Source organism: Paenibacillus sp. FSL E2-8871 (assembly GCF_038000345.1).
In the GTDB taxonomy this organism is placed as follows: Bacteria; Bacillota; Bacilli; order Paenibacillales; family Paenibacillaceae; genus Paenibacillus_AQ.
This window is the reverse complement of the sequence record NZ_JBBOBV010000001.1, coordinates 757,769-771,269: the sequence shown is the minus strand read 5'-3', so window position 1 is coordinate 771,269 and position 13,501 is coordinate 757,769. Positions and strand designations below refer to the sequence as shown.

15 protein-coding genes are annotated in these 13,501 nt (G+C 41.5%); 3 read left to right on the top strand and 12 right to left on the bottom strand.

Going from position 1 to position 13,501, the window contains the following annotated elements; all coding sequences use genetic code 11:
• Positions 1-37: 37 nt before the first annotated feature.
• Together NYE25_RS03610 and NYE25_RS03605 are read right to left on the bottom strand one after the other, a co-directional pair.
• The gene (locus tag NYE25_RS03610; RefSeq protein WP_081382797.1) at positions 38-1,363 is read right to left on the bottom strand and encodes an FtsW/RodA/SpoVE family cell cycle protein; all 1,326 of its coding nucleotides are present in this window, start codon (positions 1,361-1,363) and stop codon (positions 38-40) included.
• On the bottom strand, positions 1,360-1,692 hold the full coding sequence (locus NYE25_RS03605; RefSeq protein ID WP_076298908.1) for a PadR family transcriptional regulator: 333 nt from the start codon (positions 1,690-1,692) through the stop codon (positions 1,360-1,362). Before NYE25_RS03605 ends, NYE25_RS03610 begins: the two co-directional genes overlap by 4 nt.
• Before the next feature lie 337 nt (positions 1,693-2,029).
• Here NYE25_RS03605 and NYE25_RS03600 point away from each other — a divergent pair, with 337 nt between their 5' ends.
• Together NYE25_RS03600 and NYE25_RS03595 are read left to right on the top strand one after the other, a co-directional pair.
• The gene (locus tag NYE25_RS03600) at positions 2,030-2,563 is read left to right on the top strand and encodes a PadR family transcriptional regulator (RefSeq protein WP_076298907.1); all 534 of its coding nucleotides are present in this window, start codon (positions 2,030-2,032) and stop codon (positions 2,561-2,563) included.
• A gap of 58 nt (positions 2,564-2,621) precedes the next feature.
• On the top strand, positions 2,622-3,440 hold the full coding sequence (locus NYE25_RS03595) for an SDR family oxidoreductase (protein ID WP_076298906.1): 819 nt from the start codon (positions 2,622-2,624) through the stop codon (positions 3,438-3,440).
• A gap of 159 nt (positions 3,441-3,599) precedes the next feature.
• Here the strand turns inward: NYE25_RS03595 and NYE25_RS03590 are convergent, their stop codons facing one another.
• Together NYE25_RS03590 and NYE25_RS03585 are read right to left on the bottom strand one after the other, a co-directional pair.
• A complete protein-coding gene (locus tag NYE25_RS03590) occupies positions 3,600-5,054 on the bottom strand; it encodes a DHA2 family efflux MFS transporter permease subunit (RefSeq protein WP_042193817.1) in 1,455 nt (484 codons plus the stop codon).
• A 49-nt stretch (positions 5,055-5,103) separates the two neighbouring features.
• Entirely contained in the window at positions 5,104-5,673 is a 570-nt protein-coding gene (locus NYE25_RS03585) for a TetR/AcrR family transcriptional regulator (protein WP_076298905.1), read from the bottom strand.
• Between the two features lie 162 nt (positions 5,674-5,835).
• On the opposite strand from NYE25_RS03585, the gene NYE25_RS03580 reads away from it, so the two are divergent.
• Positions 5,836-6,270 carry a DUF4395 domain-containing protein gene (locus NYE25_RS03580; RefSeq protein WP_076298904.1) on the top strand — a complete coding sequence of 145 codons (435 nt, stop codon included), beginning with the start codon at positions 5,836-5,838 and terminating at the stop codon, positions 6,268-6,270.
• Positions 6,271-6,273: 3 nt separating this feature from the next.
• Here NYE25_RS03580 and NYE25_RS03575 read toward each other — a convergent pair whose 3' ends face one another.
• From NYE25_RS03575 to NYE25_RS03540, 8 genes are all read right to left on the bottom strand, one after another.
• Complete coding sequence (locus tag NYE25_RS03575; RefSeq protein WP_042187799.1) at positions 6,274-6,807, bottom strand: hypothetical protein; 534 nt, start codon at positions 6,805-6,807, stop codon at positions 6,274-6,276.
• A gap of 103 nt (positions 6,808-6,910) precedes the next feature.
• A complete protein-coding gene (locus NYE25_RS03570; protein ID WP_341145131.1) occupies positions 6,911-7,786 on the bottom strand; it encodes a serine/threonine protein kinase in 876 nt (291 codons plus the stop codon).
• A 368-nt stretch (positions 7,787-8,154) separates the two neighbouring features.
• Complete coding sequence (locus tag NYE25_RS03565) at positions 8,155-8,424, bottom strand: PQ-loop domain-containing transporter (RefSeq protein WP_076286400.1); 270 nt, start codon at positions 8,422-8,424, stop codon at positions 8,155-8,157.
• Between the two features lie 93 nt (positions 8,425-8,517).
• Complete coding sequence (locus NYE25_RS03560; protein ID WP_341145130.1) at positions 8,518-9,492, bottom strand: ROK family protein; 975 nt, start codon at positions 9,490-9,492, stop codon at positions 8,518-8,520.
• Between the two features lie 106 nt (positions 9,493-9,598).
• Positions 9,599-11,107, bottom strand: coding sequence for a MocR-like pyridoxine biosynthesis transcription factor PdxR (pdxR, locus tag NYE25_RS03555; RefSeq protein ID WP_341145129.1), 1,509 nt, complete (start codon positions 11,105-11,107; stop codon positions 9,599-9,601).
• 33 nt (positions 11,108-11,140) lie between these two features.
• Positions 11,141-11,452, bottom strand: coding sequence for an AzlD domain-containing protein (locus NYE25_RS03550; protein ID WP_042187788.1), 312 nt, complete (start codon positions 11,450-11,452; stop codon positions 11,141-11,143).
• Positions 11,449-12,297, bottom strand: a complete 849-nt coding sequence (locus NYE25_RS03545; protein WP_341145128.1) for an AzlC family ABC transporter permease — start codon at positions 12,295-12,297, stop codon at positions 11,449-11,451. The genes NYE25_RS03550 and NYE25_RS03545 overlap by 4 nt, the downstream gene beginning before the upstream one ends.
• Positions 12,298-12,339: 42 nt before the next feature.
• A complete protein-coding gene (locus NYE25_RS03540) occupies positions 12,340-13,443 on the bottom strand; it encodes a PRK06851 family protein (protein ID WP_076298901.1) in 1,104 nt (367 codons plus the stop codon).
• Positions 13,444-13,501 lie beyond the last annotated feature (58 nt).

Here is a 13,501-nt window from a genome sequence, read left to right as displayed (position 1 = left end):
TGTACTTAATATTTAGACATACGGGAAGATCCTGAATCTAATCCAGCACAGTATTATCTTGGACGCCTTCAATATCCTTCCTACGATAAATGCCCATCAAAAGTCCAATCGCAGCATATTCAAACCACACATGACTCCCATAGCTGAGGAAAGGAAATGGAATTGAGGTCAGCATCATTCCCCCACTCAAAACAGCAAGACCATAGGCAAATCTTATGGCAAGAAAAAATGCTAAGCCAACAACAAGTGCCTGTCCGTAAGGTTCACGAATCGCTCGTATCGTTGAAAGAAGCTTAATGAAAAGCCAGGTTATAACAGCTACCAGAAGCAATCCACCCGCCCAACCAAAGCAATGGATAAGATAGACTGGCAACATATCGGAGTAGACATACGGCAGCTTTTGTTCTACTGATCCGAATCCGTGACCCCACCAACCAGCTGAGCTAATCACTTCACGCATGACTTGATAAATATATCCATAACCTTCTGGATCTAAAGATGGATTTATAGCATTTATGAATCTAGCCAGTAAGTATTCACTATTTATAATAAAAAGTAGTCCAGCTATTAAAAAGAACCCTAACAACACGACGCTCTTTAACCAATCGCGAATAATCCATAAATACAGTACTAGTGAGGAGACAAGATACAACACTAACTCTGGAAGAGCGTTTAAAGAGATAAGCAACAAAGCGGGGAGTAACAAAATACCTACTTCGAACAGCCCACTTCGCCAAGTTTTCTTGATAGCTGCTTCCCTACTATTTACTAGAATCCCTACTAGCGCGACAATCAGCATAAAAGGACGATAGGATGTCATGTCAGGTAAAATGTTAAATATAGAAGGACCATAATTAATTCCATTTACTGTTACTCCCCAGAACATACTTGTTAAAATTCCTGTTATAGATAATCCATATAACACCCATGAAAGTCCCTTTAATCTTCTGAAATCAATGAAATACAATCCAAACATCAATACAATCCCAATGAGTATATTTATGGACTGCCGTCTAAGCGCATTATCTAAAAAAGAACCTTTAACAATATCACTATAGCCAGCATCCACTGAGCCCATTCCGATTAAACTAATCGCGGACAACAAAGCAATAACTCCAAACAATCCCCAAGGAACTCGTGGTTTATGTATTTGGTGAAGTTCCTTCCCTAACGTTTGCGGGTTCCCCATTTGTGCGATTGCCCAAGCTATTGCTTCATCCCGGGGCATGCCGGTCGCTTCTTTTTCACAGATCAAATCTTCTAGATGACTAGCTAATTCTTGGCGTATCTCTGGATGAGTTTTTTTCGCTTTAATCTCTGCACATACTTCGTCCAAAAATTGCTGCTGCCTCTCTTTCATCATACACCCCCCTCTCCCAGAACAGAATCAACTGCACCTTTGAACATAACCCATTCTGCCCTTTTCTCCTTGAGCTTCTCTTTACCGTCATCCAATAATCTATAGTACTTACGCTTTCTTCCGTCTACCTCCATCCAGTAGGCTTCCACCCAACGTTCGCTTTCCATCGCATGCAGAATCGGATACAAGGTTCCTTCTTTCAAAGAAAAAACACCCTCTGATCTCAGCTCCAGCTCTTTGATCAGCTCATAACCATATAATGGTTTCTCCAATAAAAGAGTCAGAATCAACGTACCCGTACTGCCTTTCAGCATTTCTTTACTTACTTTCAATGGTCTACACCTCCTGATCTCTAAATAACTCCAGTGACTAATATATCTGAATATCACGAATATTTTTTATTCTTGTATACCTAGGACAACTATACATCGTAAATCTATGTATGTAAAGTTCCCACAGTTTTAGTACGTAAAAAACTACATTAGCAATCTGGAGTTTTATGTTCCTCACCTTATTTATCAGGATTAGACACAATGATTTTGACAAATGAATATCCTAAAAAAAATAAAACAGATATATTTATTCAATATATATTGACACAATATATATCTAACCGATATATTATAAGCATGATATACAAATATTTCTAAACAACAAGGAGGTGCTATTTTGAACAGTCAGGATGTTATTTTAGGCATGCTTATGAAAGAATCGAAGACTGGTTACGAAATAAAAAAGTTATTGGAGGATGTATTCTCTAATTTCTATAGTTCTAGTTATGGAACGATTTATCCCACACTTGCTCGCATGGAAAAGGAGGGTTTGATAACTAAGGAAAATGTGCAGCAGGAAGGTAAGCCTAATAAGAATCTTTTAAACATCACGGATAAAGGAAGAGATAGTTTTAACGCCTATTTGCTAGCCCCACTAGAGGCTGACAGTATTAAGAAATCTGATTTTATGATGAGGCTATACTTTGGTGAATTTGTTGGGTATGACAAGGTTATTCTTTGGTTGAAGCAGGTACAGGAGGAATCACAACATAAGTTAGATCAGTTACTTGAGCAGTATTCACTTTATAAAGATGAAATGCATCCAGCACAGATCATCTGTATCCAAATTGGCATTGAAGAATATAAAGCAAAGCTCAAAATCATTGCCGAAGGGTTGTCAAACATGGAGCAGTTAGTGCTTACGAAGTAAGTTTTGTACGTACCAAGTGAAGATGTAACGCTCAGAAAACTTTTAGGAGGAATTGTTAATGAAAACAATTTTTATAACGGGTGCTTCGTCTGGCATTGGGAGAATTACAGCAAAACATTTTGCTGAAAGAGGATGGAACGTCGTAGCCACGATGCGTTCCCCTGAACAAGAAAGTGAACTTATTACACTTGATAATGTATTGGTTTTACAGCTTGATGTTGAGAAATCAGATACAATTCAACCTGCGTTAGCGGAAGCGATTAAGCGGTTCGGTAAAATTGACGTTCTTCTCAATAATGCTGGTTATGGAACAATGGGTCTTATAGAAGTAGCTACAGATGAGCAGATCAGAAGGCAGTTTGAAGTGAACGTGTTTGGTCTTATCAGTATGACTAAAGCCATATTGCCACATTTTAGATCTAATCAAGATGGTTTGCTAATCAATATCTCTTCTATGGGTGGAAAAGTAACCTTTCCTACAATGTCTCTGTATCATTCAACGAAGTTCGCCGTAGAAGGTTTTTCTGAATCCGTATCTTATGAATTAGCATCACAGAACATTAAAGTTAAGTTAATTGAACCAGGTGCTATTCAGACGGACTTTGGTGGAAGATCGATGGAGTTCTTTTTTAATGATACATTAACGGATTATAAACCCTTTACTACTGCATTTTTGGGTAAATTGGGTGAGATGGAAAAACAACCCACCTATGCTTCGCCTCCAGAAATTGTTGCGGAAACAATATATCAAGCCGCCACTGATGGGACAAGTCAATTCCGGTACATTGTTGGAGAAGATGCAAAAATGCTCATTCATATGAAAGAAAATACAGATGAAGAAGAGTATCTGACTAATATAGCCCAGCATTTTTCTTAAAAAGAAGTTAGGTGGCGGACGCTTCTCGGTATTCTACCGGGGAGAGGTCCCTCTTTCTTGTTATGATTTAAAAAATCCCCTCCGATTAACAGTGGTATGTTCATACGTACATGAACCTTCTCCACTATCTACCGTAAGGGGATTTTACAAATTTAATGATTAATGCATTGGTGTATTCATTTTATGATTAACGACTACTCTTTTCACGAAGAATGCAAGAATTAGACCTACAATCGCCATACTCATTCCAAAAATAAATGCATTTTGTACACCTTGCGTGAATGCAGGCAACATATTAGCTGGATCGGCTGGATCGGCCACAGTCTTCAAATAACTCTTAGAACCTGCGGACATAATGCTGACAGCTAATGCAGTACCGATCGCACCAGCAACCTGCTGCAATGTATTCATGATCGCTGTACCATCTGGATATAATTCTAACGGCAACTGGTTAATTCCGTTGGTTTGTGCAGGCATAAATACCATCGACACACCAATCATAAGCGTGCTGTGAAGTACGATTACGAATACGACCGTAGAAGCTACAGTAATACTGGAGAAGAACCATAAAGCTGTAGCTGCAATAATCAGGCCTGGAATAACGAGCCATTTGGGACCGTATTTGTCGAACAGTCGACCCATGATTGGGGACATCAATCCGTTAATAATCCCTCCTGGAAGTAGCAGCAAGCCTGCCTTGAACGCTGTATACCCTTGACCCTGTTGAAGATACATTGGAAGAATCAACATGGATGACAGGATAACCATCATACAAATAAACACCATAGCCACACCAATGGAGAACATTGGATATTTAAAAGCTCGCAGATTAATCATAGGCTGCTTCATCTTCATTTGGCGCAAACCGAACAATAAGAGTGATACCACACCTACTACGATAGCTATGATTACTTTTGGACTTCCCCAACCAGCTTCTTCACCGGCGCTACTGAAACCAAACACGATTCCACCAAACCCGATTGATGATAACACTATGGAGAGGATGTCGATCTTCGGCTTCGTAACCTTCGTTACATTCTGCATGAAGAGGATCCCGAATATCAATGCGATAACCAGGAATGGTAGTGACAGCCAGAAGATCCAGTGCCAGCTAAGGCTTTCAATTAGAAGACCGGCAATAGTAGGACCGATCGCTGGTGCTACCATGATAACCAACCCTATCATCCCCATCGCGGCACCCCGTTTTTCAGGAGCAATGATAATAAGGATCGTATTGAACATAAGTGGTAAAAGAAGCGCTGTACCCATTGCTTGTACCACACGCGCTGTTAATAGGAACTCAAAACTAGGTGATACTGCAGCTAAAAACGTTCCAAGTATTGAAAAACATAATGCAGCAACAAACAACTGTCTAGTCGAGAACCACTGAAGCAGCATACCCGAAATCGGTACTAGAATTCCCAGTGTAAGCAGATAAGCCGTCGTCAACCATTGTGCTGTTGCTGGAGTAATTTGAAGGACATTCATAAGATCACTTAAAGCTACATTCAGTGCGGTTTCACTGAACATTCCGATAAATCCTGCAAGTAGTAAAGAGACTAGAATCGGAATGGTTTTAAACTTCTTTACTTCCTTTTGTTGCTTTCCTTGCATAGTTGCTTCCACTCTTAATCCCCCTGATGTTCTTATCTATTGTCTATCTCTAACCAAGTATTGCTGGGATAATCTTCGCCGCCGCGAGAAGCGGCTGTTCATCCCGTAAAGTCAGCGTCTGAAGAAGCGCTCCTTCAAATAATGAGACTATTACTGAAGCCTTATCGGCTGCAGTGTTGCTCTCCACACCTTCTTCCAGAAGGCGTTTCTTGATCACATCCTGCAAGTCTATAAACACAGATTTACATGCAGTCCGCAGCTCCTCACTAATACAAGAGGTCTCCGCCGCTAACCAAAAACTAAATGGAACAATCCCCTCAAATGAAGATTCCACTGCATCCATAGCCATGCCTAGAATAAAATCCTCCATTGCTTCAGCTGCACTATTGCTGCTCTCCATATGACAGTTCAGTTTCTGAGCGACTGTTAGACTAGTCCGGTTAATGCATGTTAAAGCCAGCTCTTCTTTACCGTGGGGGAAGTAATAATAAAGAGATCCCTTCGGTGAATCGCTGTCTTTAATAATCTGATTTAGTCCTGTTGCATGATATCCCTGAGAAAAAAATAATTTCGAAGCGGTGTCCAGAATCGCCTCACGCGTATTCGGCTTGTTCGACAAGCTGACACTTCCTTTGCATTATAACAATTGGTCTACATAATAAAACCATATTTTTAAGAGATATGTCAACATATAAATTACTTAAATTCAAAGTAATCTACTTCCCATTCCCTCAACCTCAGCGTATACTATAATTATTCCAATAAGAAAGGTGTGAATAAAATGCAAGACGTGCCCAAAGGAATTCCACGACCATTAGTAAAGACTAATCAGGCGTTTATCGTCATTTCTGTAATATTGACATGGCTAACAGGACAGCACTGGATTCTTGCGCTGCCCTTGTTTGCCGGATTGCTCGGACTCTTGTTCGGCTATAATCCCATTATTAAACTGGCTGCTAAGTTTCTGACAAAAGAACGTTCGCACTATGTACTCGAAGACTGGTCACAGCAACAGTTCAATCAAACGATTGCTGTCTTCTGTCTCACAGGTGGTCTGATCAGCTTCATCGCGGGGTGGACGATTGCTGCTTATATTTTCACAGCGCTAGTTGCAGTGGCAGCCACTGTTGCGATACTTGGTTTTTGCATCGGATGTTTTATCCATTATCAGTGGAGAATGTACAATTACAGACGTAAACAGAGCAGCACACATTAAATCTTAATCTTTCTCTTCTCCAACAACATCCCAGCGATGGCGAAATTTTAGTAGCCTTGGATGAAGTGATGAAGGTGCAGATGGTAACAATAAGCGGATCTTTACAATCCATTCTTCAAAAGAGGAGTAAGACGCAAACTGATTCGCCACCTCAGGTGTTAGATACAGAAAAATCGGCGAAGGATAGATTTCTGCAAGATGCCGAAGCGCGGAATCAAGCGGAGTATATTTCTTTCGCTTTCCCTCCAAACTCTCAACCGTGATGAAGCTAAGTCCTTGCTCCCTCTTCCATTCATGCAGCCGGTCCTCACGCTTATAATAAGCGCTCACCGGCTCTTTGGTCATCCGTCTCACCGTTTCTTCATGAAGCGGATATAGCACTAGCTTAGTGAAACGCCGATCGGTGGCCGTTTTTGCCGCGATTACAAGTTCCTGATCTGTTATATGTTCAAAAGAATCGTAAAACACTAACGTCCCTTTACGTTGTTCAACCGGTGGCTCATAGCCGTAGGGAACATGCTGAATGTCTCTTTTCAATGAAATCCCTCCTGCTTGTTCTATTTATAAATCATATCATGTGACAATAGCAGGGCTATCATTCTTATCTTGCAGCTTAAGCAGTTCTCACTTCCCACCCGCCTCAAACAATTCCTGCTTTATCCCAAGCTAATTTAAATTCCGCTACACTCTGAAACCGCTGCTCACGCTCCAGGCTAACCGCCCGTAAAGCAATATCGTAGTGCGCTTGGCTTGCTTCCCATTTTGCAAACGACCGGTCGGAGGCTCCTCCTAAAAGAACAAATGCTGTTGCGCCCATATTGAATACATTGGTAACTTCATCAATCGGTGCACCCAAGATAAACTCTTCTGGTGACTTGAATCTCGATGAGCCCCAGAAGTTCTCTCCCAGGTCATTTACAGTTGGCTTAGCTCTATAAAAATCAATATCACAAATCCTTGTTTCATCGTTCGCGAAATTATAAAGAATACTTCCATCGTAAAAATCGACAGCGACATAGCCCTGCAACTCAACATGTTCATGAAATGCAAAGATTACGTCTAAGGACGCTAAACGTTTTTCAATAGATAGTTGCTTATAGCGGTAAAAAGGCGATTCCGGATGGCTCAACTTAGCTTCTCCCGCAAACAGCCAATGCGAATGTAAACATTCACCTTCAAACCATTCAAACACCGCTGCATATCCTTCTCCAACTTCAAAATGTGACACCAGAGAGATCAGTGTTTCAGATTCAAGCATATTATACAACGGAATAGCTTTAATCAAATTATCAATAGCATCCGAGGAGTTCCCATCGTAAGTCAAAGGCTTTGCACCAGCAAATTTCACAAAATACTTCTGACCTTCCTTCTCCACACCAAAAGAAAGATTGCCCGAATCCTGCTGATCGAACACTTTGAACACCCTGCCAAGTTTAGATAACCAAGCAAAATCACAAGGCTCTTGCAATTGAAAAGTTACTGCATCGATTTCGTATGTAAAATATTTTTCGCTCAAATGTACCTCCGCATTTACTAACCTAAGTTAGCTCTATTTTCATAAAGATTCCGGCGATGATTGTTTCATGAGGACCTATTCTTTTGACAATTTCATACGGCTTAAACCCTAACCTGGAGTATAATAACATCCCTTTAGTATTCACATTATGACAAACTAAATGTAACTCTTGAAGCTGTAAGTCCTCTTTAGCAGCAGCAAGCATGGTCGAATCAAATACTCCGCGGCTCCCTTACCTCTATAATCGGGTGAAACAATAACATTTCCTAGCCAGTACAAATCTTGTTCTTGTCATATTGCGGCATAGTCCGTAAATGTGGATTTTCGATAACTGTACGTCATTCCGTTTCCTACCTTCTTAACTTCAATCATGATCTTGCTCGATATTTAAGCACTAGAATAATAACCAGCAACACAACACATAAGGACATCGTATTCGTAATCAAAAAAGCTAAACCTACTCCCGTAACAGCCAAGCTTATCGCGTATGCTTCCATTAGACTAATTCCGAGCAGCATAAGTAAATACGACTTCAAATTTAAATCGGCTACGGATTTTGATTTGAGGATTTGAATTATTTGAGGAATCCATCCCAAAGACAGGATCACCCCACCTATTAATTGCATGATTGCAAACATAGAGCACCTCCACGGATTTTATTACTGTTGTATTCCGGGCGGCTCCATCTGGTTCCATTCTATGTCAAAATAAAAATAACAAACAACGTTCAGTTAATCTGCTTCATGAAGCTTACTATATGCATAAGAGGCGGCTCCAATCGTTCCGGCCCGACTCCCAAGCTCTGCTTGAACAATTTCACACTTACTGCCGGATAGCTTCAACGCATGCTGGCTTACAGTTTCTCTTACAGTTTGGAGCAACTTATCGCCCGCTGCTGCCATCCCCCCACCTACAATAATAAGATCAGGGTTGAGCATATTCACTACATTCGCTAATCCAAAGCCAAGTATAGTCCCTGTCTCCTGCATGACCTCCATAGAGAGAGCGTCTCCGAGTTCGTAGGCTTCAGATATCATTAGCGCGGTAATTTGCTCTTCTTGATTATTTGTCCAGGTCTGAATCATGCTGGTTCGGCCTTCCTTCAGCTTCTCTTTAAAAGTGTTCACCATGCCAAGCGCGGAGACATATCGTCCCAAGCAGCCCGAGCTCCCACATTTACAAGGTCGTCCGTTCCTGTACATATTCATGTGCCCAATTTCACCAGCGCTAAAAGACGTGCCGTAGATTACTCTCCCGTTGTTCACAATACCCGATCCTAAACCCGTTCCCAAAGTAATCAGAACTAGATTGTTATAACCTCTGCCTGCACCTTGCTGCCATTCTCCATACAGATTAACCCTTACATCGTTATCAATGAAAATAGGGAAATCATAAAACTGCTTCATCTCGTCAACAACATGTACTTGCTCCCACCCCGGAAAATTTGGCGAGAAAAAAGAAATGCCCTCTACCGGATCAAGTAATCCGGGTACTCCGATTCCCATACCTTCTACTAAATCTAACGAAATATCCGCTTCAACCGTAATCAGACGAACAGCTTCTCTAATCCGTCCCAGTACATGTGATGGACCTTTAGCTGCCTCTGTAGGTGTAGATATTTCTTTTACAGCTATAAAATCGAAATCGTAAATTCCTGCTTTGATATTCGTTCCACCGAGATCAATTCCTAAAATGTAGCGTTTCATAAGAACCTCCAGAATTAGAAATAACTTCACCTTTTATTATGAATGTCTGTAGGCTGAAACTATAGAGGGAACATACAAGTTATATGATAAAGTTCCAACATTTCTATTACAAATGACTACTACTAACTGTCGCTTCTACTTCGGCTAACATCAATCTGTTCACACCCATCTTAATCTGATTCTCAGTAAGATTAGAATAGCCTAGTAGAAACACAGGTCCCTTAGGTTTACTCTCCAGAAAATAAGAGGATGCAGGATATACACGAACTCCGTAACGGAGCGCCACTTCAGCTATACGATTCTCTTCGGCATCCGACTCCAGCTCAATCAGTAAGTGCAGCCCCGCTTCCTCGCCATAATATCGCACTCGACTCCCAAATTCAGTATTCAAGCTATTTACGAGACAGGCTCTACGAGAGGCATACAGCTTACCCATCTGTGTAACATGCCTTGCATAGTGACCATTCTGAATAAATTCAGCTAACGCTTCCTGATCTAAAGCAGAAGACATGCGATCTGTAATCCATTTAACGGCCAAAAAAGGTTGAAGCAAAGCCGGAGGCAGCACAACATAACCTATCCGCAGAGAAGGAAATAATACTTTACTAAAGCTGCCTACATAAATGACTCGACCCTCAACATCTAGACCAGCAAGCGCGGATAATTTTGGACCCTCGTACCTATATTCACTGTCATAATCGTCTTCAATAATAAAAGCATGATTAGCTTTCGCCCAATCCAACAGCTGAACTCTTCGTTTCAAGGACAGTGTGGTCCCAAAAGGAAACTGGTGAGAAGGCGTAACATAGACTAGCTTTGGCGATTTTTTAAGATTACCTTCTTTATCGTTATCACTGTTTGACTGGATCTCTTCCACACAGATGCCATCTTGATCTACTTTAACAGGTATGACCTCTACCCCAGCAAAAGAAAATATTTCACGCACAACGCTATGTGAAGGATCTTCAACAATGACTTGATCACCTTTAAATAAGAAAATCCTCGATAAAATATCAAGAGCTTGGGTAGCTCCAGAAGTAATCACGATTTGTTCTGGAACAACGGGCATAGACCGCGTGGAACGTAATAAACGAGCAATTTCTCGGCGTAGTCCCAGTGAACCCTCCGCAGGGCCATAGCCTAAAGTATCCGGTGAAGCGCGGCGGCAAGCATTCATTAGAGCTTTTTGCCATTGATCCATAGGAAACGCATCCCAAGCAGGTACACCATGTCGAAAATCGCAAAATACCGGGTTCAAATGATCAACTTCTCTAGTAGAAGGAGGATTAAGCGTAAGGATATCAGGTCCCTTCGTTATAAAATTGTAAGGGCTCTCATAATCTTTTGTAACTTTCTCCTCCAACGTCAACTCCGCAATAAACGTTCCCGCCCCTTTTCTCATCTCCAGATACCCTTCTGCCTGTAGTAGCTCATAGGATTGAAGGACCACGCTTCTGGATACTCCAAGCTGATTGGCCAAAGTTCTAGACGGAGGCAGGGGGTCCCCCCCGCTTAAAGCTCCTGAATGGATAGCATTTCGAACTTGCTCGTAAATTTGACGGCTAAATGGTATCTGTCGTTCTTTATCGAGTGTGATCAGCAAATCATGCTTCATAAGAGGTCCTCCCCTTCTGTTCCGACTTTTGATTTAAAAATATAGGGTTAGCATTTTTACGAGTATTGCTGCGGAAACAGAGCCTAGAATCACGAAGAGCAGCGGAATTTTTCTAATTAATACCAGTATAACAGCGACAGTCCCTGATGCGATACCCACAAGATTAACATCTGGGTCTACCTGAATGATTCCAGGCACCGTTAACGCACTAAGAACCGCTATGGGCAAATACTCCAGTAGCGCTTGGACTTTGGAAGAACCATTTGTATGGTTCGTAAGCAGTAAAGGCACAAAACGAAATAAAAATGTAATAACAGCCATACCTATGATGATTAATATAGTCATACGGATACCCCCTTCTCCGCTTTGACTTGCCCTTTAATTAAGGAGCCCACTGCCATGCCGATCAACATAGCTATAAGAATCGAAGAGTTTCCCAGCAAAGGATTCAGTAGCCAAGATGATCCTGCAGCTGATATACATATAGCCATATTCCGTAAGCTGCCTTTCAATTGAGGTACAACAAGTGCAATTAGTAAGGCATATAATGACGTGTTTAGCGCCGGTAAATATAAAGCTGGGATATAGGAGGCAAGGGTGATCCCCGAAGCTGTTGCTATCAGGTTAGCGACATAGGGAGGGATTTGTAGGCCTAGCAGATAAGGAAGTCCTAATGGCTGGTTCATTTTTTCATTCTCCGTTTTACGATTTACTCCTTCTCGAGGGATCATACTAACGGCATATACCTCTTCTGTTAAACTGAAGCCAATCCAAGTTCTCGCTAGTACACTGATGTTACGATTTAACTGCCCTCCAAAGGATAAGCTGATAAACAAATATCTGAAGTTAATGATCAGAGTAAGCAGTAAAATCACTGGAGCGGCGGCTCCTGCGGCAAGCATTTTTACACCGATAAATTGACTTGCCCCCGCAAATACGAGCGCTGACAATAAGAATACTTCCAGACTTCCTAGACCTAACCCCTTACCGACCAATCCAAACGTAAAGCAAGCTGGGATAAATCCTGCAACAATTGCGATAGAATCTTTTAGCCCTGTTCTAAACATTACTTTTTGATCATTCATAAGTTTCTCTCCCTTATCGTTGTTACTAGAGAGAGCATACTTGGATACAGTTCCAGTGGAAATAACCACATTGGTGCGTATGTACCATACCAATTTCTTTCTCACAAAAAAAAGACCGCCCTCTAGAGAGCGATCTTAAATGTAGGTTTAAACCTCCAGTGGACTTTCAACAATCTCGTTGATTTCCTCTAAAATCTGCGATTTAATCTGGTCTACTCGATCAAAATTCAGGGTAGAAGTATAGATTTGCTTTAATGCAACTAGGAATACTTTTGCGTCTGTAAGATGTTGTGTGGATTGTTTCATGGTACTCGAATATCGCTCTTTAATGCCGGCTATAGCTTCGGAATATTCTTCATCTGTACCAGGCAGTATACAGCGGGAATACATATCGACGATCTCGTCGGTTGCCCGATCTGGGTAGTACTCATGTGGAGCCGTACTATCAAAAATAGCAAAGCCAAGCTCACGCACAATAATCATATCAAGGCTATTAGGATCGAATCCACAGTGGTAAATCTCAACATCGAAACCACGTTTGATGCCTTCAGCCGCTATTTTCTTCAATAGTGTAGATTTTCCAGAGCCCGCACGTCCTTTAACCAGATATCTTTTTAGGCCTGAGGTTAGATTAGGAACAAAATCCACTGCCCCCTTAGGCGTCGCCGCACCTAAAAAACGATGATCTACCCGGCTGGATTTTTCAGATTTCTGATCACCATACAAAAGCTTAATATACTCCTGTGTCAGCTCGTCGGCTGCTTGAAAATCCATTTTCGCGATATAAATTGCTTCCCATTCGTCATGAATGCGAAGAGCTTCAGCAAAGCCAGCATAAGCCAATTCATGTTCTTGTTTAATGGCTCCGACTAAATTATCGATTTCCAACTTCTGCTGGCACAACTGGAACTGATCAGCAGCCTGCTCCAAATCTACGAATACGATGGACTCTTCAGGCAGTTCAGGGTTTATTACTCGCGGAGCTGTTCCATCCACAATTCCTATATTTAATTTGGGAATAATCACACCGTCGAATGAATCGTTATCTGATGCAGTGTGGATGAACCAGATCTCATAACCTTGTTGATTCAACTGCTCTCCAATTTCTCTAATCAGTTTGGTCTGCCCCGTACCTGGGCCTCCTTTTAAAACATATAGACGCGTTAAACTTTGCAATGACGACTCATAGAGGCTGTAAAAGCCGTGAGCCGTATTCCCGCCAGCAAAGAAATTGAGGATTGTTCCGTTCATAATCGCACACCTTTCCGGGCTAATGTCATGGTTCATATTTCATCGTATTATGGTTCCC

Bases quoted from the DNA above. Each gene is read 5' to 3' on its own strand.
- NYE25_RS03595 (WP_076298906.1), top strand. From the start codon at position 2,622: ATGAAAACAATTTTTATAACGGGTGCTTCGTCTGGCATTGGGAGAATT.
- NYE25_RS03565 (WP_076286400.1), bottom strand. From the start codon at position 8,424: ATGTTTGCAATCATGCAATTAATAGGTGGGGTGATCCTGTCTTTGGGA.
- NYE25_RS03550 (WP_042187788.1), bottom strand. From the start codon at position 11,452: ATGACTATATTAATCATCATAGGTATGGCTGTTATTACATTTTTATTT.
- NYE25_RS03590 (WP_042193817.1), bottom strand. From the start codon at position 5,054: ATGCAAGGAAAGCAACAAAAGGAAGTAAAGAAGTTTAAAACCATTCCG.
- pdxR (WP_341145129.1), bottom strand. From the start codon at position 11,107: ATGAAGCATGATTTGCTGATCACACTCGATAAAGAACGACAGATACCA.
- NYE25_RS03610 (WP_081382797.1), bottom strand. From the start codon at position 1,363: ATGATGAAAGAGAGGCAGCAGCAATTTTTGGACGAAGTATGTGCAGAG.
- NYE25_RS03560 (WP_341145130.1), bottom strand. From the start codon at position 9,492: ATGAAACGCTACATTTTAGGAATTGATCTCGGTGGAACGAATATCAAA.
- NYE25_RS03580 (WP_076298904.1), top strand. From the start codon at position 5,836: ATGCAAGACGTGCCCAAAGGAATTCCACGACCATTAGTAAAGACTAAT.
- NYE25_RS03540 (WP_076298901.1), bottom strand. From the start codon at position 13,443: ATGAACGGAACAATCCTCAATTTCTTTGCTGGCGGGAATACGGCTCAC.